The sequence below is a fragment of the Yoonia sp. genome (assembly GCF_036007805.1).
Classification (GTDB): Bacteria; Pseudomonadota; Alphaproteobacteria; order Rhodobacterales; family Rhodobacteraceae; genus Yoonia.
The window spans coordinates 1-21,464 of sequence record NZ_DASYOK010000132.1 but is presented as its reverse complement, the minus strand read 5'-3'; the positions used below and the strand labels follow the sequence as shown (position 1 = coordinate 21,464).

Below are 21,464 nucleotides of genomic sequence, written 5' to 3'. Positions count from 1 at the left end.
ATGCGGCACGAAACACTGCAACCAAGGATTTTCCGGTCATGACGGCTATGAATGGACCGCTTCGCGTGGGTATTGGTGGCCCTGTCGGGGCAGGCAAGACAACGCTGACGGCAGCATTGGCGCGTGCGCTGCATCCCACCTATTCGATCGGTGTGATCACCAACGATATCTACACACAGGAAGACGCCGAAGCCCTGATGCGGATGCAAATCCTGCCCCAAGACCGTGTGATTGGCGTGGAAACGGGGGGGTGCCCGCATACGGCGATCCGCGAAGATGCCTCGATCAATCTGGCGGCGGTGGCCGAGATGCAAAAGCGCCATGCCGTGCTCGATCTGGTGCTGATCGAAAGCGGTGGCGACAATCTCTCTGCCACGTTCAGCCCCGAACTGGCGGACCTGACGATCTATGTGATCGACGTCGCGGCAGGTGAGGAAATCCCCCGCAAAGGTGGCCCTGCGATCACGCGGTCCGATCTGCTGGTGATCAACAAGACCGATCTGGCCCCCCACGTGGGCGCGTCATTGGACGTGATGGACCGCGACAGCAAACGCATGCGCGGTGACGGGCCTTTTGTGTTCTGCGCGCTGCGCCATGGTAAGGGCGTCGATACCGTTGTGGATTTCATCAAAGAGGTTGGCGGGCTTAGTGTGTCAGCATAGGGTAAAGCGAGACCACCAAGAGAACGGCCATCGTCACGTTGAACACGCGCAATCGCCGTGCGGTGCCGAGCCAGCGGCGCACCTGCACACCCATCCACGCCCAGACTGTGACCGAAGGCAGGTTCACGGCAGCAAAGACAACCGCAACCATCAAAGACCCTGCAATCAAACCGCGATCCTGTGGCGCATAGGCGCTGATCGCGGTGATCGCCATGAACCACGCCTTTGGATTGACCCATTGAAAGGCCGCGGCCTGAAGGAATGTGAACGGTTTGCCCGTGACCTCCTTGGCCTCGGGCGGGACGGCATTGGCGATCTTCCATGACAGCCAAAGCATGTAGGTCGCGCTGAGGATTTTGAGGGCAATGTTCAGGACAGGGTAGGTCGTAAAGATCTGCAACAACACGATGCCCACCATCGCCACCATAAAGGCGTGGCCAATGGAAATCCCCAGCATATGCGGAACCGTGCGCCGCAGCCCGTAGTTTGCACCCGAGGCCATGAGCATCAGGTTGTTCGGCCCGGGTGTGACCGAGCTTGCAAAGGCAAAGCCAATCAGCGCGATGAGAATTTCAAAAGTCATTGCACAATAATACGTGGCAAAAGGCACAATTAAATTGCCAAGATTCGGTTTATTACCGTAAATGTGCAATCCATGATGAAACATGATCAAATAAACGACAGGATATTGCACAGCTTGTCGCGCGACGGCCGCATCAGCAATCTGCAACTGGCAGAAGAGGTAGGTTTGTCACCATCGGCCTGCCTGCGGCGGGTGCAGGAATTGGAACGCAGCGGTGTGATCAAAGGCTACCGCGCGCGTCTTGATCCGCACAAAACAGGGCGGGCCTATGTCGTCTACGTCGCGGTCGGGCTGTCCGAGCATACCAAAGCGGCGCAAACCGGTTTTGAGCAGGCGATGGCGCGCGCTGAAGAGGTAACAGAGTGTCACAATGTCGCCGGAGCGTTCGAGTATATGCTGCGCGTCGAGGTGGCCGATTTGCCAGCATATAAGGCGTTCCACACCGATACGCTGGGAACAGTGCCGCATGTGCGGTCGATCACAAGCTATATGGTCATGGGCTCGCCGAAAGATATGCGCGCATAAAAAAACGGCCATGCCCGGGAGGAGGTGGACATGACCGTCTTTATTTATCAGCGCCTCCTTGCGTCTCGGGAGGAGAAGAAGCAAGGCGCGTCCTCGCTGGCGTTGCTCGGGAGGAGGTGAGCGCGGCCTGCGGTATCATCGGTTCCACCCGGGAGGAGGATGGGCGGTTCCGAAACTGGTTTTATAAAGCGGCGGCACCCGGGAGGAGGTGGATGCCGCCACCTTATTGCTGACCCAAAGCCTCGGGAGGAGGAGAAGCGATGGGCCTTGGTCCAGATCTGCCTAAAGGGAGGAGGCGGCAGACCTGAATTCGTGAATTACTTTCCGTATGCAGCCTCATAGGCGACGGATTGGATCATGCTGCGCGACATGCCCAAATCGGCAAGGTCACGCGAAGAAAGGCTTTGCAGTTCGCTCAGCGTTTGGTTGTAAACGCGGCGCTTTGCGGCTCTCACGGCAAGCTCTGCGCGGAATGAAGCGATACGCTCACCCAAAGAAGTGCCAGCGAAGAATGTTTCGGTACGAACGGTCATGTTACTACTCTATTGTCTGTTTGCTCTGCGACTTCTGCCGCTGTGTTGTGACCAAGATGTATGATGATGCTGCAGTTGCACAATAGATCTTTCTGCAATGCAGCTATGCGGTAAATGCATAAGCATTCCTGACCTATTGTTATGAAACTGTCACAAAATTAAGCATCGGCGCCCGAGGCCTTGCGCTCCGACATAAACCTGCCAAAGGTTGGCGCGAATTTGAACACAAACGAAACAAGGGTCCTGCAATGGCTATCACGCGCGATGAAATTTTAGGCGCTCTGTCCCGACTCACTTTGCCCGGCGGCGCGGATCTCGTGTCACGCGACATGATCCGTGCCTTGACGATTGAGGGTGGTGCCGTGCGGTTTGTGATTGAAGCGGCCGATCCGGCCGAGGCCGCCAAAATGGACGGGGTCCGCCGCGCAGCGGAAGATATCGTGCGCCGCCTGCCCGGGGTTGAGACGGCCTCTGTTGTTCTCACGGCACATGGTCCGGCACCAAAACCCGCCGCGCCGCCTTCGCTGAAGGTCGGGCGTCACCCGACGCCACAGGCCGGGCCCGCGAAGGTGTCCGGTGTTGATCGCATTCTGGCGATTGGTTCAGGCAAGGGCGGGGTCGGTAAATCTACGGTGTCTTCCAATCTTGCGGTTGCACTTGCGCGCGAGGGGCGTCGGGTGGGCCTGCTGGATGCAGATATCTATGGTCCCTCGCAGCCCCGCATGATGGGCGTGAACAAGCGCCCAGGCAGCCCTGACGGGAAAACCATCATCCCGTTGCAGGCACATGGCGTCACGATGATGTCCATTGGCCTGATGATGGAAGAGGGCAAGGCCGTCGTCTGGCGTGGGCCGATGTTGATGGGGGCGTTGCAGCAGATGTTGGGGCAGGTCCAATGGGGTGAGCTTGACGTGCTGATCGTCGATCTGCCGCCCGGCACAGGGGATGTGCAGTTGACGCTGTGCCAAAAGACCGAGCTGACAGGTGCGATCGTCGTCAGCACGCCGCAGGATGTGGCGTTGATTGATGCGCGCAAGGCGCTCGATATGTTCAACAACCTTGGCACACCAGTTCTGGGGTTGATCGAGAATATGTCGACCTTCCATTGTCCAAACTGCGGACATGAATCGCAGATATTTGGCCATGGCGGTGTTGCTGCCGAGGCCGAAAAGATCGGTGTACCGTTCCTCGGTGCGCTGCCCATTGATCTTGATACGCGGCTCGCAGGGGACGGTGGGACACCGATTGCGGCGGGTGAGGGGCCGATGGCCGATGCCTACCGCGCCTTGGCGCGGCGCTTTATCGAGGGTGGCATGGCCTGATGATCCGCAAGGTGCGGCCTACGGATTATGAAGCCATCTGGCCGCTGCTGCATGATGTCTTTCGCGCAGGCGATACCTATGCGGTGGATCCCGCAATCAGCAAGGAAGATGCCCTGCGTTATTGGACGGGCGGCGCGGCCTGTTTCGTGGCCGAGGACACCCGCGGGATCATCGGTACCTACTATATCAAGACGAACCAGCCGGGCGGTGGCGCGCATATCTGCAACTGCGGTTACATCGTGGCACCTGCCGCGCGGGGGCAAGGGCTGGCCGCGCAGATGTGCGTCCACAGCCAGAACGCGGCACGCGCGCTGGGCTACCACGCGATGCAGTTCAACTTTGTTCTTGCCAGCAATACCGGCGCTGTCCGGTTGTGGCATCGGTTGGGTTTTACCACGGTTGGTACGATCCCAGATGCCTTTGCGCATCCGTCGCAGGGCTTTGTTGACGCCTATGTCATGCATAAACGCCTGGTTGATGCAGCGCCTGAGTGAATAGAGCGCCGCAGCCAAAATCAGTTTCAGACCGGTAGAGGCCCAGTCCGACTGTCTCTTTCCAGATTCAAATCGGGATTTCATGGAATCTGCTAATTCCACGAATCAGATTACATGCGAATTCGGCGTTTAATCCGGGCTGATCGGGGCCATCATTCGTTTTGAACATCAACTGCTGCTTCTGGATTCTAAAAAATGCAAGTTTTAGTGTCACCGGAAAAATATGAGTACATTACTATATGTTGTGCCTTCTGGAGTTATGTTCACCACAAATATGACATTCGACTGCGGTTTTTCCTAGATCTTGTTCGTGGCCCACCCTTGAAACACCATGTAGTACCATAAAATCCCAAAAAACTGTTGATCGAAGCGGCAACTGGTGCCACAACTGTTTCACGGTAATGACGGACACGACTTCAAAGGGGCAAATTAAGAACCCCAACCGGCAAAAGCAGGTTTCATACAGGCTTCGCCATTACCGCAACTAGATCCGGCGCGTGAGCGAGCAGACATCCCCCCAGGTGGCACGCGCAGTCGGACTTCCCTTTAAGGGACGAGACGGCGGATTGATCAGTGGCAGCAGATCAATCCGCCGTTTTCACATCTAGGGCAAATTTCGGGGGTGGATGAGGACGCACGGGACAGTGGTTCTGAGTTTTACAGGCACACACACCCAAAAGGTGGACGGTAAGGGGCGCATGTCGATCCCCGCTGATTTCCGTCGTGTGCTTGAAGCGGGCGATCCCGAGTGGACCCCAGGCCTTTTCCCCCGCATGTATCTGCTTTACGGAGATCACCTAAAAAATAACCTGCAGGGCTATACCGTTGATGAATTCAACGCGCTGGCCGCCCAGATCAAGGCCTTGCCGCGCGGGTCTGCGCGCAAGCACAAATTGTCCCTTCTGGTTCTGGGCCAGTCGATCAAGCTGGACATTGATAAAGACGGGCGCACTGTCATGCCGCTCAAGCAACGCGAAAAGCTGGGCCTGACGGACGGCGAGCTGACGTTTGTGGGCCTCGGCGACTATTTCGAAATCTGGAAAGCGGATGTCTTTGGCAAAGTGAGCGAGACTGTCACCGGCTGGCTGGACGAGCAAGGGGAAGACTTTGACCCGCTCATCCTTTTGGATGAATGAGCCATGTCTGCTGCCGCTGAAAAATCACCGCATATCCCCGTACTGATCAGACCGCTCATTGCAGCGGTCTCGCCTGTTTCCGGGGTCTGGTTGGATGGCACGTTTGGCAACGGCGGCTATACGCGCGCATTGCTGGCCGCGGGGGCGGATAAAGTCATCGGTGTGGACCGTGACCCACTGGCATTCGAGATGGCGGCAGACTGGATCGCCGACTATGGCGACCGGATTGAAACGGTCGCGGGCGTTTTTTCGAAACTGGATGAATATGGCACTGATCTCGACGGTGTCGTGCTCGATCTTGGCGTCAGTTCCATGCAGCTTGATCTGGCCGAGCGCGGTTTTTCCTTTATGCGTGATGGGCCGCTTGATATGCGGATGTCGCAGGATGGGCCATCAGCCGCTGACCTATGCAATGACGCCGATGAGGCCGAATTGGCCGACATCATCTATCTTTACGGCGAAGAACGCGCATCCCGGCGGATCGCCAAGGCGATTGTCGCAGCGCGTCCGCTGACGTCGACACTGCAACTGGCCAAAATTGTCGAAGGGTGTCTGCCGCGCGCGAAACCTGGCCAGTCGCATCCCGCGACGCGGACCTTTCAGGCACTGCGGATTGCGGTCAACAACGAGTACGGCGAATTGGCCGAAGGCCTGATGGCTGCCGAGCGTGCCCTGAAACCTGGCGGGCAATTGGCGGTTGTCACCTTTCATTCCGTCGAAGACCGGATGGTCAAACGGTTCTTGCAGGCCCGTTCCGGCAATACGGCCAACGCCAACCGCTATGCGCCAGAGACGGAACAGGTGACCCCGGCATGGCGTATCGAGAAGCGCAAGGCGATCGGGCCGGATGAACAGGAACTGGCCGAGAACCCGCGGTCACGTTCGGCCAAGCTACGTGTTGCTATCCGCACAGATGCACCGGCCGAAGCGATTGATCCGGCGCTCTTGGGGATGCCGATGAAAAAGAAGAAGGGGGGCCGATAAGTGCGGGGTTTGTTTTATGTTCTGACAGCTATGGCCGTCATGGGGCTCGCGGTTTGGGCCTATCAAGAGAATTACAAGACTCAAGCGGCCATCGCCGAAGTACGTGAACTGCATGGGCAAATCGGCGCGGCCCACGAACGTATCAGCATGTTGCGCGCCGAATGGGCCTATCTGAACCGTCCCGACCGCTTGGTTGATCTGGCGGACCTGAATTTTGATCGTTTGGGTCTGCTGCCCTTGATGCCTGATGCTTTTGGTGCCGTGGACCAGATCATATATCCGCTGCCACCGATCCTGCCGATCACCAACCCGATCGAACTGTCGTATGATCAACTCAAAGCGATGGAGAACGATCTGTGAGCCGCATTCCCCTCCGGCCGCTGGCCCGTATCCTTAATGCCCGCGCAAAGGGTGAGAATCCCGACGCGATCGAAGCCGAAAACCGCGCCCGCCGTCATGAGGCGATGGCCGACAAGCAGCGCCAGCGTGCCGAAGGGCGTCTGCTGGTGCTGGGGCTTGCGTTTTTCTGCGCCTTTGGTGTGATCGGTATGCGCATGGGGACTTTGGCATCTTCTGTGCCGGAAGAGCCGCGCGCCTCGGCGGTTGGCAACCCGATTATCGGCCAGCGCTCTGATATTGTTGATCGCAACGGGCGCATTCTGGCGACCAACCTGCAAACGCACTCACTCTATGCGCATCCGCGCGATATGCTTGATCCGGCCAATGCGGCCAAAGAACTGGCGCAGATTTTCCCTGAGCTGGATGAAGCAGAGCTCTTGAAGGATTTCCAGAGCGACCGCCGTTTCCTCTGGATCCGCCGCCAGATCAGCCCCGAGCAGATGCAGGCCGTGCATGATATCGGCTCGCCCGGCCTGCTTTTTGGGCCGCGTGAAATGCGGCTTTATCCCAACGGTCCCGTTGCGTCGCATATTCTGGGTGGGGCCAGCTATGGCCGTGAAGGTGTCGCCAGTGCCGAAGTGATCGGTGTGGCTGGGGTTGAACGCCAATTCGACAGTTATTTGCGTGATCCGGCGAATGAAGGCGCACCGCTGCAGTTGTCGCTTGATCTGACAGTGCAGGCTGCGGCCGAGCAGGTGCTCGCAGGTGGCATGTCGATCATGAATGCCAAAGGTGCCGCTTCGGTCTTGATGGATATCCACACCGGCGAGATCATTTCGATGGTCTCATTGCCTGACTTTGATCCCAACAACCGCCCGCGCGTCCTGACAACAGGCGATCAATCGGACAGCCCCCTGTTTAACCGCGCCGTACAAGGCGTTTACGAGCTTGGCTCGGTTTTCAAGATCTTCACCACCGCCCAAGCGATGGAGCTTGGCCTTGTGAATGCCAATACGATGATCGACACGCAAGGCCCGCTGACATGGGGCCGGTTCCGGATTCGTGATTTCCGTGACTATGGTCCGGAGCTCAGCACCACGGACGTGATTGTGGATAGCTCGAACATCGGGACTGCGCGGATCGCCATGCAGATCGGTGCCGAGCGCCAGCGCGCATTTCTGGACTCGCTTGGCTTTTTGGAACCGACACCATTGGAAATGATCGAGGCCCCAACCGGTCGCCCCTTGCTGCCGGCCAACTGGTCCGAGATTTCGACGATGACTGTTTCTTATGGTCACGGTCTGTCCTCTTCGCCGGTCCATCTGGCGGCGGGTTATGCGTCGCTCTTGAACGGTGGCACGCGGGTGACGCCGACCTTGCTGCGCCAGACCACACCAGAGCAAGGGCCGCGGGTTGTGTCCGAGGCCGTGAGTGCGGCGTCGCGCAGCATGCTGCGGCAGGTCGTGACGCGCGGGACAGCGTCTTTCGGGGAGGTGGAAGGCTATGCGGTAGGTGGCAAAACGGGAACTGCCGACAAGCCGCGTGCTGCAGGTGGCGGATACTATGATGACAAGGTCATCTCGACCTTTGCGTCGATCTTTCCCGCCAATGATCCGCAATATGTTCTGATTGTTACGCTGGATGAACCATCCGAGAATTCAGGTGTAGAGCCGCGCCGCACTGCAGGCTGGACCGCCGTGCCGGTTGCGGCTGAAATGATCCGGCGGACTGCACCTCTTTTGGGGCTCCGACCACAAGTGGACAGGCCTGAGCCGGTCGGTGTAACACTGACCTCAAACTGATCGAGGGCGGGCAATGAAATCACTGGCGGAACTTGGGCTGACAGCACGCGGTGGCGCTGAAGCGCAAATCACCGGGCTGGCTGTGGATAGCCGCGAGGTAAAGCCGGGCTATCTCTTTGCTGCATTGCCGGGCGCGCGCGTGCATGGTGGCGAATTCATCCAGTACGCATTGCGCATGAAGGCCGGAGCGATCCTGACCGATGCGCAAGGCGCCGAGATTGCGGCCAATGAGCTGGCTGGCGCGGATGTTGCACTGATCGTGGCGCAAGACCCGCGCGCGACGCTTGCGCAAGCGGCGTCACTTTGGTTTGGGGCACATCCCGCCACGGTTGTTGCTGTCACCGGCACCAATGGCAAGACATCGGTGACCACATTTTGCCGCCAAATCTGGGAAGAACTGGACCTGCCCGGCGTGAACCTTGGAACAACCGGGGTTGAGGGCGCGTGGAACCACCCGCTGAAACACACAACGCCTGAACCGATCACGCTGCACCGTGTGCTGGCCGAGGCGGCAAAAAACGGTATCACCCATGTGGCGATGGAGGCCTCATCGCACGGGTTGGATCAGCGCAGGCTGGATGGCGTGATTTTGGCCGCCGCCGGTTTTTCGAACTTCAGTCAGGACCACCTCGATTATCATGAAACCTTCGAGGCCTATTTCGACGCCAAGATGGGCCTGTTTCGTCGGGTCCTCTCCGAGGACGGTGTCGCAGTGATCAATCTGGACGATCCCAAAGGCCCCGAGGTTGCAGCAATCTGCACCGCCCGCGGCCAGGAGGTGATCGGCGTAGGCCGCCACCCCGATGCGCGCCTGCGCCTGACCGGACAGCGCTTTGATGCCACGGGACAGGACCTGCTGTTTGAATGGCAAGGCCGCGCACGCCAGACGCGGCTGGAACTGCTCGGCGGATTTCAGGCTGACAATGTCTTGCTGGCCGCCGCTTTGGTGATCGCGGCAGGCGCTGATCCGGCGGATGTCTTTGACACGCTGCAATATCTGACGACCGTGCGGGGCCGGATGGAGCTTGCGGCGACACGGGCAAGCGGTGCTGCGGTATTTGTTGATTACGCCCATACGCCCGACGCGATTGAAACCGCGCTGAAGGCGATGCGCCCTCATGTGATGGGGCGGATCGTTGTCATTATCGGCGCAGGTGGTGACCGCGATGTGGGCAAGCGGCCTTTGATGGGGGCGGCAGCGGCGCGCAATGCGGATACGGTGATTGTGACCGATGACAATCCGCGCTCTGAGGACCCCGCAGCGATCCGGTCTGCCGTGATGGCGGGCGCACTGAACGCAGGCGGCACGCAAAGCATCAGCGAAGTGGGTGACCGCGCCGAGGCGATTTTGCGCGGCATTGATATGCTGGGGGCAGGGGATGCGTTGTTGATTGCGGGCAAGGGCCACGAAACAGGCCAGACCGTGGGGGACACGGTGCTGCCATTTGACGATGTGGAACAGGCCAGCGTGGCCGTGGCCGCTTTGGAGGGCTGGGTATGACCCCGCTTTGGACCTCGGCCGAGGCGGTTGTGGCGACGGGTGGAAATGCTACCCAACCATGGCAAGCGACAGGCGTTTCGATTGACACGCGGACCCTGCAAAAGGGTGATCTTTTCGTTGCGCTGGCCGATGTGCGCGATGGCCATGATTTTGTCGCGCAAGCATTGCAGAAAGGTGCCGCTGCCGCTTTGGTGACGCATGTCCCTGACGGTGTGGCCGCCGACGCGCCACTTTTGATCGTGACGGATGTGCTGGATGCATTGGGTGCCATTGGCCGCGCCGCCCGTGCGCGCACGGCTGCGAAAGTCGTCGCGATCACAGGCTCTGTCGGCAAGACATCGACAAAAGAGATGCTGCGCGCTGTGCTGGCGCGCCAGGGCAAATGCCACGCGGCAGAAGCCTCATATAACAACCATTGGGGCGTGCCTTTGACCTTGGCAAGGATGCCCGCCGATACAGACTATGCCGTGATTGAAATCGGGATGAGCAACCCTGGCGAGATCACGCCCTTGTCGCAAATGGCGCGCCCGCATGTGGCGATGGTGACGACGGTGGCAGCGGCGCATCTGGCCTCGTTCGAAAGCCTTGCAGGCATTGCGGTCGAAAAAGCCTGCATCATGGACGGGCTGGAGGCGGGCGGTATTGCCGTCCTAAACGCGGATATTGAGACTAGCCACATTTTGCAGGAGCACGCCAAGGCACTCGGTGCCACGCAGGTCCTTTTCGGTGAGACCGCCCCCGACTGGGTTGTCAAAGACGTGCGCATCGCAGGCGATGTCACCGTCATCACTGCCGCGGGCGGTGGCTTGGATTACCTGTTCAAGCTCTCCGTTCCAGGCCGCCACTTTGCGATGAACGCCGTGGGTGTGCTTGCTGTGGTCGAGGCGCTCGGGGCCGATCCGGTGGCAGCTTCACTTGATATCGCCGCTTGGGTGCCGCCTGCGGGGCGGGGCACGCGCGAAATAATCGTCACTGATATGGCCAATGATGGCGAAAGCCTCGCATTGCTGGACGATGCCTTCAACGCAAATCCCACATCGCTTGCGGCGTCGCTTGAGGTGCTCGCGGCATCCTTACCTTCCGATAACGTGGGACGGATCATCAAGGGCCGGCGTGTGGCGATCTTGGGTGATATGCTGGAACTGGGCACCGCCGAAATCGCAATGCACCGCGACATGGCGCAAAACGAACACCTGAAGTCGCTTGACCTGATCCATTGCGCGGGTCCCTTGATGCGCCACCTCTGGGAGGAGCTGCCGGAAGAACAACGGGGCCGCTGGGCCGAAACGGCGGCAGAACTTGTTCCGCAAGCGTCGCAACTGGTGGATGCCGGCGATGTTGTGCTGGTCAAGGGCTCAAAGGGTAGCAAAGTCAGCCTGATTGTTGACGCCATACGAAAACTGGGGCATCGCCGCCTGTAACAAGATTAAGGTATCAAAATGCTCTATTGGCTTACGGCACTTTCCGACGGCGGCGATTTTTTCAACCTGTTCCGCTACATTACTTTCCGTGCAGGTGGGGCGTTCATGACGGCGCTGCTGTTTGGCTTTATCTTTGGCCCCCCTTTGATCAATGTGCTGCGGCGCAAGCAGGGCAAGGGCCAGCCGATCCGTGATGATGGCCCCGAAGGCCATTTTGCAAAGGTAGGGACGCCCACGATGGGTGGCTTGCTGATCGTGGGAGCGCTGACATTCTCGACACTGCTTTGGGCGCGGCTGGATAACCCGTTTGTCTGGATGGTCTTGTTTGTGACGCTGTCTTTTGCGGCCATCGGTTTTGCCGATGATTATGCAAAGGTGTCCAAGCAGAATACCTCTGGCGTGTCGGGTAAGGTGCGGATTTTGATGGGAATTCTGATCGCGGGAATCGCGGGGTATTGGGCGGCTGCCTATCATCCCGATGATCTGACCAACCAACTGGCACTGCCCATTTTCAAAGATACGCTGATCAATCTTGGCATCCTGTTTATTCCCTTCGCGATTGTCGTGATTGTCGGGGCGGCCAATGCAGTGAACCTCACGGACGGTCTTGATGGTTTGGCGATCATGCCGGTGATGATTGCGGCGGGTACCTTTGGTGTGATTGCTTATGCCGTGGGGCGCACGGATTTTACCGAATATCTGGATGTGCATTATGTGCCGCAAACCGGTGAGATCCTGATCTTTACCATGGGTCTGATCGGAGGCGGTTTGGGCTTTTTGTGGTATAACGCGCCACCCGCAGCCGTGTTTATGGGCGATACAGGCTCGCTTGCCTTGGGCGGTGCGCTGGGCGCGATTGCTGTGGCCACCAAGCACGAGATTGTGCTGGCAGTTGTCGGCGGGCTTTTTGTGGTCGAGGCGCTGTCGGTCATCATTCAGGTGCTGTATTTCAAGCGCACCGGAAAGCGCGTGTTCCTGATGGCCCCGATCCACCATCACTACGAGAAGAAAGGCTGGGCCGAGCCTCAGATTGTGATCAGGTTCTGGATCATCTCGCTAATCCTCGCGATGATCGGCCTTGCGACGCTGAAGGTGCGGTAATGATACCGGTTCAGGGATATGCAGGCCAGACTGTGGCTGTTTTGGGGCTGGGCCGATCAGGGCGCGCGACAGCCGCGGCGTTGCAGGACGGCGGCGCGCACCCGGTTGTCTGGGATGACAGCCTTGTGGCCCGCGATGCGGCAGAAGATGCCGGCTTTGATCTGCGTGACCTGACCAAACCGCATGCTTTTGAAGGCGTTTCCTTGCTGGTTGTCAGCCCCGGCATTCCGCATCTTTACCCGACGCCAAACCCAGTAATCGCAGCCGCTTGGGATGCCGAAGTGCCGGTGGATAACGACATCGGCTTGTTCTTTCGGTCCTTTGCGACCGAAGAGTGGGAAGATTTCGACACCATGCCGCGTGTGATTGCCGTGACAGGGTCGAACGGGAAATCAACGACCTCGGCATTGATCCACCATATTCTGGTCGAAAACGGCCGCCCCGCCCAATTGGCGGGCAATATCGGGCGCGGTGTTCTCGATATCGAACCTGCTCATGATGGCGAAGTGGTGGTGCTGGAACTCTCCTCATACCAGACCGATCTGGCGCGCAGCCTGACACCTGATGTGGCGGTTTTCACGAACCTCAGCCCCGATCATCTGGACCGCCATGCCGGACCGGGCGGGTACTTTGCCGCTAAACGCCGCCTTTTTGCCGAAGGCGGGCCGGATCGCGCGATTATCGGTGTGGATGAGGTCGAAGGGCGCTACATGGCCAATCAGCTCAGCGAAGGACCAGGGGATGACCGGGTGATCCGGATTTCCTCGGGCCAGAAGCTGACGGGTGAGGGCTGGAATGTCTTTGCGCGCAAGGGGTTTCTGGCCGAGCACCGCAAAGGGCGGCAGGTCGGGTCGATCGATTTGCGCGCGATTGCGGGATTACCGGGCGCGCATAACCATCAAAATGCCTGTGCGGCCTATGCGGCGTGCCGGACTTTGGGGTTGGGTCCCAAGGGGATCGAAGCTGCGATGCAAAGCTATCCCGGATTGCCGCATCGCAGTCAGGTGGTTGCGGTGAAAGATGGCGTCACCTTTGTAAATGACAGCAAAGCGACGAACGTGGATAGTGCCGCCAAGGCGCTGGCTGCTTTCCCGAAGATCCGCTGGATTTGCGGTGGCTTGCAGAAAGAGGGCGGGCTTGACGGGCTGCTGCCATATCTGGGCCACGTCAGTAAAGCCTATGTCATCGGGCGCGAGGCAGAGGGCTTTGCACGCCAGTTGACCGGAACAGATGCAGAGGTATGCGGCACGATGGCCATTGCGGTTGCTCAGGCCGCGGCAGATGCCGAGGCCGGAGAAGTCGTACTCTTGGCTCCTGCGGCGGCATCGTTTGATCAGTATGACAGTTTTGAGCGGCGCGGCGAGGATTTCATCCGCTGTGTCACAGATGCTGTGGGGTAAGGTGGATTGAAATCCACCTTACGGGTTGGCAATGGCCTGCCCGGCTGCCCACCCCGAGGACCACGCCCACTGGAAGTTGTAGCCGCCCAGCCAGCCGGTCACATCCACGCATTCGCCGATGAAGTACAATCCTGGCACCGATTTCGCGCCCATGGTCTTGGACGATAAGGCGTCGGTATCAACGCCGCCCAAGGTCACCTCTGCTGTGCGATAGCCCTCTGATCCGGCAGGCGTCAGGGTCCAGTCGGCCAATTTCTCGCAAAGTGCCGTCAGCTTCGCATCACTTTGATCTGCGATATTCCCCTCAAGCGCCAGTTCGGCCCTGAGGTAATCCACCAGACGCGCGGGCAGGTGCTGCGAAAGCACAGTGGCAAGCGCTTTGCGCCCGTCGCTTTGGCGATGGCTTTGCAGTCCTGCCAGAAGATCGCCCTTGGGGATCAGGTTCACGCTGATCGTCTCGCCCTCGTGCCAGTAGGATGAGGCTTGCAACACCGCAGGGCCGGACAGGCCGCGGTGGGTAAATAGGATCGCTTCGTCGAAGCTGGTGTCATTGGCCGTAACACGCGCAGGGTTGGCGACACCGGCGAGTGGTTTGAATTTGTCGTCCGAGAACGTTAGCGGCACCAGCCCCGGACGCGGGTCGATCACGGGCAGGCCGAACTGTGTCGCGATCTGATAGCCCAGCCCGGTTGCGCCCATTTTGGGGATGGACTTGCCGCCACAGGCCACGACCAGATTGCGCGCAGTCACCGTTTGGCTGCGTCCCTCACGGGTCAGGGTCGCGCGAAAGCCGCTGCCGTCATGGCTGATCTCGCCCACGGCGGTTTGAAGCCAAAGCTGCGCGCCCGCCTTGTCCATTTCGGCGCGGAGCATCGCGATAATGTCTTTAGCGCTATTGTCGCAGAAAAGCTGCCCCAGCGTTTTTTCGTGCCATGCGATCCGGTACTGGTCGACCAGCGCAATGAAATCCCACTGCGTGTAGCGCCCGAGGGCAGATTTGCAGAAGTGTTTGTTCTGACTGATGAAGTTCTGCGGGCTTGTGTAGAGATTGGTAAAGTTGCACCGCCCGCCACCGGAGATCCTGATCTTTTCGCCCGCCGCTTTGGCATGATCGACAACGAGCACGCCGGGCCCTGCGTGGGCTGCACACATCATGCCTGCGGCACCTGCGCCGATGATCAGAGTTTCTACCTTCATGCCGGCCCATATGGCGCAAGTGCTGCGGGAGATCAAATTCAGAAAATTTGATCATGCCTCCGGCGGAAGTTTGAATGGACATAGAAAGTTGCAGGTGCGGTTTTTCAGTGGAATCGTAGTCAATTGGTGGTTAAGGTGAACCCAGACCCGGAAAACGGGCGAAGCAGGCAAATGAGCGGTGATCCATGACGGAAATGGTCTATGGGACGGTCCCGGTGCAATCCGGCGACCCGGTTCTGCCCCGGTGGTGGCGGACGATTGATAAATGGACAATGTCCTGCATCCTGATCCTTTTTGGGATCGGGTTACTGCTGGGGCTCGCCTCATCGCCGCCGCTGGCTGCCCGAAACGGGCTTGAGCCGTTTCACTACGTCACCCGACAGGCCATTTTTGGCGGCATGGCAATGATCGTGATGTTTGTCGTCTCGATGATGTCGCCGACGCTTGTGCGGCGTCTGGCAGTCTTGGGGTTCCTGTGCGCCTTTGTGGCTTTGGCCTTTTTGCCGGTCTTTGGTACCGATTTCGGCAAGGGGGCAACCCGCTGGTATTCACTGGGCTTTGCCTCGGTGCAGCCGTCCGAGTTTCTTAAGCCCGGTTTTGTAGTGATGGCGGCGTGGCTTTTGGCGGCGTCCCAGCAATTGGGCGGACCGCCCGGTAAGGCCTATTCCTTTGTGCTGACGATCATGATCGTTCTGATGCTGGCACTGCAACCCGATTTCGGGCAGGCCGCTTTGATCCTCTTTGCCTGGGGGGTGATGTATTTCGTGGCCGGTGCGTCGATGTTTTTTCTGATCATTCTGGCCGGTCTGGTCGTTTTTGGCGGAATGATCGCGTATACCTATTCCGAGCATTTCGCCCGCCGGATTGACGGGTTCCTGTCGCCCGATCTCGATCCGACAACGCAGTTGGGTTATGCGACAAACGCGATCCGTGAAGGGGGTTTTTTCGGCGTGGGCGTGGGCGAGGGCCAAGTGAAATGGTCTCTGCCTGATGCGCATACCGATTTCATTATCGCGGTTGCCGCCGAGGAATACGGACTGATCTGCGTGTTGGTGATTATTGCCCTTTATGCTGTGATTGTCGTGCGCTCTTTGCTGCGCCTGATGAGAGAACGTGACGTGTTTATCCGTCTTGCAGGCACAGGTCTGGTTTGTATCTTCGGGGTGCAGGCGATGATTAATATGGGCGTTGCCGTGCGCCTGTTGCCCGCCAAAGGGATGACCCTGCCTTTCGTCTCATATGGTGGTTCGTCACTAATCGCGGGCGGGATCGCTGTCGGGATGCTTTTGGCGTTCACACGCAGTCGGCCGCAAGGCGAGATGGCCGATATCCTGATGCGCAGGGCAAACCGCTGATGGCACCTTTACTGATCATCGCCGCCGGTGGTACGGGCGGGCATATGTTTCCCGCACAGGCCTTGGCCGAGGCAATGCTCGAGAAGGGCTGGCGTGTGCATCTTTCCACGGATGCGCGAGGGGCGCGATACACGGGTGGTTTCCCTGACGCGGTCAAGGTCAATGTCGTCGGCAGTGCGACCTTTGCCCGTGGCGGGATCGTGCAAAAGCTTTTGGTGCCGTTCCGGATTATGGCAGGCATCGCTGGGGCCAAATGGCGGATGCTCCGGGACCGGCCCGCTGTTGTGGTCGGCTTTGGCGGCTACCCTGCGATCCCTGCAATGGCTGCCGCATGGGCGCTGCGCGTTCCGCGCATGATCCATGAACAAAATGGCGTTCTTGGCCGCGTGAACCAGCTATTTGCCAAGCGGGTAAACCAGATTGCCTGTGGCACTTGGCCCACCGATTTACCGGGTGCGGTGGAGGGTGTGCATACGGGAAATCCCGTGCGGGCGGCAATTTTGGAACATGCAGGTTCGCCCTATATTCCGCCGGGTGATTACCCCATGTCGATCCTTGTGATGGGTGGCTCGCAGGGCGCGCGGATCATGTCCGATATCGTGCCCCCCGCAATCGCAGCCTTGCCGGAACACATCCGCCGCAACATCCGCGTCAGCCATCAGGCTCGCCCCGAGGATCTTGAGCGCGTCACGGCCTATTATGAGGCCGAGTTGATTTCAGCGCAGGTCCAGACATTTTTTGATGACGTGCCGCGCCGCATGGCGGATGCGCAACTGGTGATATCCCGTTCGGGGGCCTCGACCGTTGCGGATGTCAGCATCATTGGCCGCCCAGCGATCTGGGTGCCCTACGCCGGTGCGATCCGGGATGAGCAAACTGCAAACGCGCGCCAGCTTGTCGAGGCGGGGGCGGCCGTGCTGATGCCTGAGGCCGAATTCGAAGTGGCGGCTTTGACGGCCAAGCTGACCGAGCTGCTGTCCGATGAGAAGGGCATGCTGCAAATGGCCCAAAAGGCCTTGGCTTGTGGTGTGCCGGACGCCACGACGCGGCTTGTACAATTGGTTGAAAATCTGGCAGAGGCGGGCAAGAAGTAATGGATGGGAACCCTGTAATGAGCGCTGCAACCAAACTGCCACTTGATGTGGGGCCGATCCATTTTGTTGGCATTGGCGGGATCGGGATGTCCGGCATTGCCGAGGTCTTGCTGAACCACGGCTATACGGTGCAGGGGTCTGATCTGAAGGTATCAAAGATTACCGACCGCCTTAAGTCACTGGGCGCGATCATCTTTGAGGGCCAGCGCGCTGAAAATCTCGAAGGTGCAGAGGTGGTTGTCATTTCCTCTGCCATCAAACCGGGAAATCCCGAGCTGGATGAGGCCCGCGCCAAAGGTCTGCCTGTTGTGCGTCGTGCGGAAATGCTGGCCGAACTGATGCGTCTGAAATCGAACGTTGCGGTTGCCGGGACCCACGGCAAGACGACAACGACCACCATGGTTGCGGCACTCTTGGATGAGGGCGGGATTGATCCGACTGTCATCAACGGTGGCATTATCCATGCTTACGGCTCGAACGCGCGTATGGGGCAGGGCGAGTGGATGGTGGTTGAGGCCGACGAGAGTGACGGCACATTCAACCGTTTGCCCGCGACCATCGCAATTGTCACCAATATCGACCCCGAACATATGGAGCATTGGGGAACCGAAGAGGCGCTGCACAAAGGCTTTTACGATTTCGTGTCAAATATTCCGTTCTATGGGCTGGCGGTATGCTGCACGGACGATTCCGATGTGCAATCGCTTGTTGGCAAGATCACGGACCGGCGCGTCATCACCTACGGCTTTAACGCACAGGCCGATATCCGTGCGGTGAACCTGACATACAAAGCAGGTGTTGCACATTTCGATATCGCGCTGCAGGCCGAAGGTGCGCTGATCGAGGATTGCGAACTGCCGATGCCGGGGGACCATAATGTCTCGAACGCATTGTCTGCGGTGGCAGTCGCGCGCCATTTGGGCATGAAAAAAGAGGAAATTCGTGCGGCCTTGAAAGGGTTCAAGGGCGTGAACCGCCGCTTTACCAAAGTCGGTGAAGTGAACGGCGTCACAATCATTGATGACTACGGTCATCACCCAGTTGAAATCGCCGCTGTGTTGAAGGCCGCGCGTCAGGCAACAGATGGCCGTGTCATTGCTGTGCATCAGCCGCACCGTTTCACCCGTCTGTCGCATCACTTTGACGAGTTCTGCGCCTGTTTCAACGACGCCGATGTTGTTGGGATCGCCGAAGTTTTCTCTGCAGGCGAAGCCCCCATCGAAGGGGCCAGCCACCGTGATCTTGTGGCGGGTCTGATCCGCCACGGCCATCGTCACGCCCGCGTGGTGGAAAGCGAGGACGATCTGGAACGGTTGGTGCGTGAACAGGCGGGTCCGGGGGATATGGTCGTCTGCCTCGGGGCAGGGACGATCAGCACTTGGGCGAACGCATTGCCCGCGCGCCTGAACGCGTGACAGACCCGGTCATTCTGATCGGGCTTTGGGTGGTTCTGGCGTTTGCCATGTCGGCATTTCCCTCAAACGACAATCATTGGCGGCGGGCCTATGTGCTGCTGGCAATCGGTGTGCCGCTTCTGGTTTGGATCACGATCCAGCACGGGCTTGTCATTGGATTGCTGGGATTGGTGATTGGCGGTCTCGTTCTGCGCTGGCCGGTCTATTATTTGTGGCGCTGGATCAAGAACAATATCGCGAGGTCGTAAGATGACGGATCTATGGATTTTTCTCCTTATGCTGCTCTGCGCGGTGATCCCTTTCGCGGCGCTGACCAAGCTCATGCGCGCCGGACAGTCCGGCCTATCACTCAGTATCGCGTCGGCCATCGGTGCCGTTCTGGTTATTGCGATCTACGCGAGCGGTCGTCCTTTTGGTGTTGATCCTGTGCTTGCCATGAGTGTTGCGATGCTGGCCTGCGTCCCTGCGCTTCTGGGCTCTTTGGCCGGGGCGCTACTAGGCTGGTTGCTACGACGTCAGGACGACCGTCGGATCTAGATTTCATGACGACGATCATTGAATTTGCAAAGGCACTGCAAATAAATATTGAACATTGTTCACTTTCAGTTTAGAAAAATGAACATCGTTCAATATTGGGGCAGAATCATGGGTAGCGAAGAAATTGCATTGATCGGGATCGGGTGTGGCAGCTTTTTGATCCCGCTGGGTCTGACCCTTGTGGCAGGTTTGCGCAGAAGCAAGATGGCACTGGCCGCGATGACCGTCCTTTGGGCGGGATTTACCCTGCTCATGTTTTATCAGCTGGCCACCACCGGAGGATGGGATGTGCTGCTTTACATCCTTCTGCTGCTCTTTGTCAGTGCACCGGCGGCAGTGGGTGGGCTGATTGGCGGCCTTGTTGGATGGAGCCGAGCGGATCAGATGCAAAAAGACCAAAGACTGGTTCCCGCATCTTTCGGGGGACTTGATGGCAACGGAACAAACCGATGACTTTTGGTAACTTTATGGCTTATGCTATCCCCTTTTCCTTTTTTCTCGCAACGGGTTTCGGCACCTTTTGGCTGGTCAAGCGCCGCCTATATACTGCCGTCAAGATCTTCTGGATTGTCTGGGTACTTTTCACGGTTGGCATGCTTTCTGGCATGGCCGCACTAGGAAGTTGGGACGGACTGCTTTATGTCGCACTCCTGATCGGCATCAGTGCACCTTCGGGGCTTGGCGGCCTGGTTGGTGCCTTGGTCGGAAGGGCGAAACAAGAGAGAGCAGAGGATGATCAGACTCCCTGAAGTGCGGGGCACATTGACAGCCAATCGCCCGCTGGCTGATTTGACGTGGATGCGCGTGGGCGGTCCTGCCGAGGTGCTGTTTCAGCCTGCCGATATGCAGGATCTGTCCGATTTTCTGGCAGCTCTTGATCCTGCGGTTCCTGTCTTCCCGATGGGCGTCGGCAGCAACTTGATCGTCCGTGATGGCGGGATCAGTGGTGTGGTGATCCGCATGGGGCGCGGCTTTAACGGGATCGAGATCAGCGATGATACTGTGATCGCAGGGGCGGCGGCGCTTGATGCGCATGTGGCGCGCAAGGCCGCCGATGCCGGTCTTGATCTGACGTTCCTGCGCACGATCCCCGGCACAATCGGCGGGGCTGTGTGCATGAATGCCGGTTGTTATGGCAGCTATATGGCGGATGTGCTACGCGCGGTCACTCTGGTGCTGCGCGACGGGACAGTGGCAGAATTGACCGCCGATGCGCTGCAACTTGCCTATCGCCAAAGCGAACTGCCCGAGGGTGCCGTGATCGTCTCGGCCACGCTGGCACCGCCCAAAGCCGCACCTGCGGATCTGCATCAGCGGATGACAGAGCAACTGGCCAAACGCGACGAGACCCAACCGACCAAGGACCGTACAGCGGGGTCTACGTTCCGCAATCCAGCCGGTTTTTCTTCAACGGGGCAGGCTGATGACGTACATGATCTGAAGGCCTGGAAAGTGATTGATGACGCGGGGATGCGTGGCGCGCAATTGGGCGGAGCCGTCATGAATACCAAGCATTCCAACTTTCTGACGAACGCAGGTGATGCGACCGCCGCCGACCTTGAGGATTTAGGCGAGTTGGTGCGGAAAAAGGTTTACGATTCCCGAGGGATCAAGCTACAATGGGAAATTATGCGGGTCGGTCGTCGCTTCGATGAAACCTCCGCAAAATAACTGGCCAAAAGGTCACGATCCGAGGCAAGGATCAAATCAATATGACAGGTCGCAAAAGACCTGCGTTTAAGGCGGTAGGGTATGTCGAGCAGGACAAACCCGAGAGTTGTTGTTCTGATGGGTGGCCCATCGGCCGAGCGAGAGGTGTCGCTCAGCTCGGGTCGTGAATGTGCAGCAGCTTTGCGGGAAGCAGAATGTGACGTGATCGAGGTCGATGCCGGCCCCGATGTTGCTGCGCGTTTGATCGAGATTGCACCCGATGTTGTCTTTAATGCGCTCCACGGGCGCTGGGGCGAGGACGGCGCTATTCAGGGCGTTTTGGAATGGCTGAAAATTCCATACACACATTCGGGCATTCTGGCCTCTGCACTGACACTGGATAAGCAGCGCAC

23 protein-coding genes and 1 pseudogene are annotated in these 21,464 nt (G+C 58.6%); 21 read left to right on the top strand and 3 right to left on the bottom strand.

Annotated features, from left to right (window positions below; translation table 11 throughout):
* Positions 1-38 precede the first annotated feature (38 nt).
* Entirely contained in the window at positions 39-662 is a 624-nt protein-coding gene (gene ureG / locus VGP75_RS07415) for an urease accessory protein UreG (protein WP_327543047.1), read from the top strand.
* Here ureG and VGP75_RS07410 read toward each other — a convergent pair.
* Positions 646-1,245, bottom strand: coding sequence for a LysE family translocator (locus VGP75_RS07410; RefSeq protein ID WP_327543045.1), 600 nt, complete (start codon positions 1,243-1,245; stop codon positions 646-648). The two genes, ureG and VGP75_RS07410, sit on opposite strands and share 17 nt — an antisense overlap.
* A gap of 72 nt (positions 1,246-1,317) precedes the next feature.
* On the opposite strand from VGP75_RS07410, the gene VGP75_RS07405 reads away from it, so the two are divergent.
* Positions 1,318-1,770, top strand: coding sequence for an Lrp/AsnC family transcriptional regulator (locus tag VGP75_RS07405; RefSeq protein WP_327543044.1), 453 nt, complete (start codon positions 1,318-1,320; stop codon positions 1,768-1,770).
* 317 nt (positions 1,771-2,087) lie between these two features.
* Here VGP75_RS07405 and VGP75_RS07400 read toward each other — a convergent pair whose 3' ends face one another.
* Entirely contained in the window at positions 2,088-2,303 is a 216-nt protein-coding gene (locus VGP75_RS07400) for a DUF1127 domain-containing protein (RefSeq protein ID WP_327543043.1), read from the bottom strand.
* A 248-nt stretch (positions 2,304-2,551) separates the two neighbouring features.
* Between VGP75_RS07400 and VGP75_RS07395 the strand changes: the two genes are divergently transcribed.
* From VGP75_RS07395 to murD, 10 genes are all read left to right on the top strand, one after another.
* Complete coding sequence (locus tag VGP75_RS07395; protein WP_327543042.1) at positions 2,552-3,625, top strand: Mrp/NBP35 family ATP-binding protein; 1,074 nt, start codon at positions 2,552-2,554, stop codon at positions 3,623-3,625.
* The gene (locus VGP75_RS07390; protein ID WP_327543041.1) at positions 3,625-4,119 is read left to right on the top strand and encodes a GNAT family N-acetyltransferase; all 495 of its coding nucleotides are present in this window, start codon (positions 3,625-3,627) and stop codon (positions 4,117-4,119) included. The genes VGP75_RS07395 and VGP75_RS07390 overlap by 1 nt, the downstream gene beginning before the upstream one ends.
* Before the next feature lie 626 nt (positions 4,120-4,745).
* Positions 4,746-5,255 (top strand): division/cell wall cluster transcriptional repressor MraZ, encoded by a 510-nt coding sequence (locus tag VGP75_RS07385; protein ID WP_327543040.1) that lies wholly within the window; start codon positions 4,746-4,748, stop codon positions 5,253-5,255.
* A 3-nt stretch (positions 5,256-5,258) separates the two neighbouring features.
* Positions 5,259-6,239 carry a 16S rRNA (cytosine(1402)-N(4))-methyltransferase RsmH gene (gene rsmH, locus VGP75_RS07380; RefSeq protein WP_327543039.1) on the top strand — a complete coding sequence of 327 codons (981 nt, stop codon included), beginning with the start codon at positions 5,259-5,261 and terminating at the stop codon, positions 6,237-6,239.
* Positions 6,240-6,599, top strand: coding sequence for a cell division protein FtsL (ftsL, locus tag VGP75_RS07375; RefSeq protein WP_327543038.1), 360 nt, complete (start codon positions 6,240-6,242; stop codon positions 6,597-6,599).
* Positions 6,596-8,380 carry a peptidoglycan D,D-transpeptidase FtsI family protein gene (locus tag VGP75_RS07370; protein ID WP_327543037.1) on the top strand — a complete coding sequence of 595 codons (1,785 nt, stop codon included), beginning with the start codon at positions 6,596-6,598 and terminating at the stop codon, positions 8,378-8,380. The genes ftsL and VGP75_RS07370 overlap by 4 nt, the downstream gene beginning before the upstream one ends.
* 13 nt (positions 8,381-8,393) lie before the next feature.
* Complete coding sequence (locus VGP75_RS07365) at positions 8,394-9,881, top strand: UDP-N-acetylmuramoyl-L-alanyl-D-glutamate--2,6-diaminopimelate ligase (protein WP_327543036.1); 1,488 nt, start codon at positions 8,394-8,396, stop codon at positions 9,879-9,881.
* Positions 9,878-11,302 carry a UDP-N-acetylmuramoyl-tripeptide--D-alanyl-D-alanine ligase gene (locus VGP75_RS07360; RefSeq protein WP_327543035.1) on the top strand — a complete coding sequence of 475 codons (1,425 nt, stop codon included), beginning with the start codon at positions 9,878-9,880 and terminating at the stop codon, positions 11,300-11,302. The genes VGP75_RS07365 and VGP75_RS07360 overlap by 4 nt, the downstream gene beginning before the upstream one ends.
* An 18-nt stretch (positions 11,303-11,320) precedes the next feature.
* Positions 11,321-12,403: a phospho-N-acetylmuramoyl-pentapeptide-transferase gene (gene mraY, locus VGP75_RS07355; RefSeq protein ID WP_327543034.1), complete on the top strand. Its 1,083-nt coding sequence runs from the start codon at positions 11,321-11,323 to the stop codon at positions 12,401-12,403.
* Positions 12,403-13,803, top strand: a complete 1,401-nt coding sequence (gene murD / locus VGP75_RS07350; RefSeq protein ID WP_327543033.1) for a UDP-N-acetylmuramoyl-L-alanine--D-glutamate ligase — start codon at positions 12,403-12,405, stop codon at positions 13,801-13,803. The genes mraY and murD overlap by 1 nt, the downstream gene beginning before the upstream one ends.
* 18 nt (positions 13,804-13,821) lie before the next feature.
* Here murD and VGP75_RS07345 read toward each other — a convergent pair whose 3' ends face one another.
* Positions 13,822-15,000, bottom strand: coding sequence for a BaiN/RdsA family NAD(P)/FAD-dependent oxidoreductase (locus tag VGP75_RS07345; protein ID WP_327543032.1), 1,179 nt, complete (start codon positions 14,998-15,000; stop codon positions 13,822-13,824).
* Positions 15,001-15,185: 185 nt separating this feature from the next.
* Between VGP75_RS07345 and ftsW the strand changes: the two genes are divergently transcribed.
* From ftsW to VGP75_RS07300, 9 genes and pseudogenes are all read left to right on the top strand, one after another.
* Positions 15,186-16,355, top strand: a complete 1,170-nt coding sequence (gene ftsW, locus VGP75_RS07340) for a putative lipid II flippase FtsW (protein WP_327543031.1) — start codon at positions 15,186-15,188, stop codon at positions 16,353-16,355.
* Positions 16,352-17,449 carry a UDP-N-acetylglucosamine--N-acetylmuramyl-(pentapeptide) pyrophosphoryl-undecaprenol N-acetylglucosamine transferase gene (locus tag VGP75_RS07335; RefSeq protein WP_327543046.1) on the top strand — a complete coding sequence of 366 codons (1,098 nt, stop codon included), beginning with the start codon at positions 16,352-16,354 and terminating at the stop codon, positions 17,447-17,449. The genes ftsW and VGP75_RS07335 overlap by 4 nt, the downstream gene beginning before the upstream one ends.
* Before the next feature lie 17 nt (positions 17,450-17,466).
* The gene (gene murC / locus VGP75_RS07330; protein WP_327543030.1) at positions 17,467-18,864 is read left to right on the top strand and encodes a UDP-N-acetylmuramate--L-alanine ligase; all 1,398 of its coding nucleotides are present in this window, start codon (positions 17,467-17,469) and stop codon (positions 18,862-18,864) included.
* Positions 18,828-19,112 carry a DUF2484 family protein gene (locus VGP75_RS07325; RefSeq protein ID WP_327543029.1) on the top strand — a complete coding sequence of 95 codons (285 nt, stop codon included), beginning with the start codon at positions 18,828-18,830 and terminating at the stop codon, positions 19,110-19,112. The genes murC and VGP75_RS07325 overlap by 37 nt, the downstream gene beginning before the upstream one ends.
* 1 nt (position 19,113) lies before the next feature.
* Positions 19,114-19,401 carry a UDP-N-acetylmuramate--alanine ligase gene (locus VGP75_RS07320; protein ID WP_327543028.1) on the top strand — a complete coding sequence of 96 codons (288 nt, stop codon included), beginning with the start codon at positions 19,114-19,116 and terminating at the stop codon, positions 19,399-19,401.
* Between the two features lie 108 nt (positions 19,402-19,509).
* On the top strand, positions 19,510-19,854 hold the full coding sequence (locus tag VGP75_RS07315; RefSeq protein ID WP_327543027.1) for a hypothetical protein: 345 nt from the start codon (positions 19,510-19,512) through the stop codon (positions 19,852-19,854).
* Positions 19,851-20,150: a hypothetical protein gene (locus VGP75_RS07310; protein ID WP_327543026.1), complete on the top strand. Its 300-nt coding sequence runs from the start codon at positions 19,851-19,853 to the stop codon at positions 20,148-20,150. The genes VGP75_RS07315 and VGP75_RS07310 overlap by 4 nt, the downstream gene beginning before the upstream one ends.
* A complete protein-coding gene (gene murB / locus VGP75_RS07305) occupies positions 20,134-21,072 on the top strand; it encodes a UDP-N-acetylmuramate dehydrogenase (RefSeq protein ID WP_327543025.1) in 939 nt (312 codons plus the stop codon). The genes VGP75_RS07310 and murB overlap by 17 nt, the downstream gene beginning before the upstream one ends.
* Before the next feature lie 81 nt (positions 21,073-21,153).
* Positions 21,154-21,464: pseudogene (locus tag VGP75_RS07300) on the top strand (D-alanine--D-alanine ligase); the annotation flags it as partial.

Coding starts and splice junctions, on each gene's coding strand:
- murC (WP_327543030.1), top strand. CDS start 17,467: ATGAGCGCTGCAACCAAACTGCCACTTGATGTGGGGCCGATCCATTTT.
- rsmH (WP_327543039.1), top strand. CDS start 5,259: ATGTCTGCTGCCGCTGAAAAATCACCGCATATCCCCGTACTGATCAGA.
- VGP75_RS07345 (WP_327543032.1), bottom strand. CDS start 15,000: ATGAAGGTAGAAACTCTGATCATCGGCGCAGGTGCCGCAGGCATGATG.
- ureG (WP_327543047.1), top strand. CDS start 39: ATGACGGCTATGAATGGACCGCTTCGCGTGGGTATTGGTGGCCCTGTC.
- VGP75_RS07310 (WP_327543026.1), top strand. CDS start 19,851: ATGACTTTTGGTAACTTTATGGCTTATGCTATCCCCTTTTCCTTTTTT.
- ftsW (WP_327543031.1), top strand. CDS start 15,186: ATGACGGAAATGGTCTATGGGACGGTCCCGGTGCAATCCGGCGACCCG.
- VGP75_RS07315 (WP_327543027.1), top strand. CDS start 19,510: ATGGGTAGCGAAGAAATTGCATTGATCGGGATCGGGTGTGGCAGCTTT.
- VGP75_RS07395 (WP_327543042.1), top strand. CDS start 2,552: ATGGCTATCACGCGCGATGAAATTTTAGGCGCTCTGTCCCGACTCACT.
- VGP75_RS07385 (WP_327543040.1), top strand. CDS start 4,746: ATGAGGACGCACGGGACAGTGGTTCTGAGTTTTACAGGCACACACACC.
- VGP75_RS07360 (WP_327543035.1), top strand. CDS start 9,878: ATGACCCCGCTTTGGACCTCGGCCGAGGCGGTTGTGGCGACGGGTGGA.
- VGP75_RS07390 (WP_327543041.1), top strand. CDS start 3,625: ATGATCCGCAAGGTGCGGCCTACGGATTATGAAGCCATCTGGCCGCTG.
- mraY (WP_327543034.1), top strand. CDS start 11,321: ATGCTCTATTGGCTTACGGCACTTTCCGACGGCGGCGATTTTTTCAAC.
- VGP75_RS07400 (WP_327543043.1), bottom strand. CDS start 2,303: ATGACCGTTCGTACCGAAACATTCTTCGCTGGCACTTCTTTGGGTGAG.
- VGP75_RS07410 (WP_327543045.1), bottom strand. CDS start 1,245: ATGACTTTTGAAATTCTCATCGCGCTGATTGGCTTTGCCTTTGCAAGC.
- VGP75_RS07365 (WP_327543036.1), top strand. CDS start 8,394: ATGAAATCACTGGCGGAACTTGGGCTGACAGCACGCGGTGGCGCTGAA.
- murB (WP_327543025.1), top strand. CDS start 20,134: ATGATCAGACTCCCTGAAGTGCGGGGCACATTGACAGCCAATCGCCCG.
- murD (WP_327543033.1), top strand. CDS start 12,403: ATGATACCGGTTCAGGGATATGCAGGCCAGACTGTGGCTGTTTTGGGG.
- VGP75_RS07320 (WP_327543028.1), top strand. CDS start 19,114: ATGACGGATCTATGGATTTTTCTCCTTATGCTGCTCTGCGCGGTGATC.
- VGP75_RS07405 (WP_327543044.1), top strand. CDS start 1,318: ATGATGAAACATGATCAAATAAACGACAGGATATTGCACAGCTTGTCG.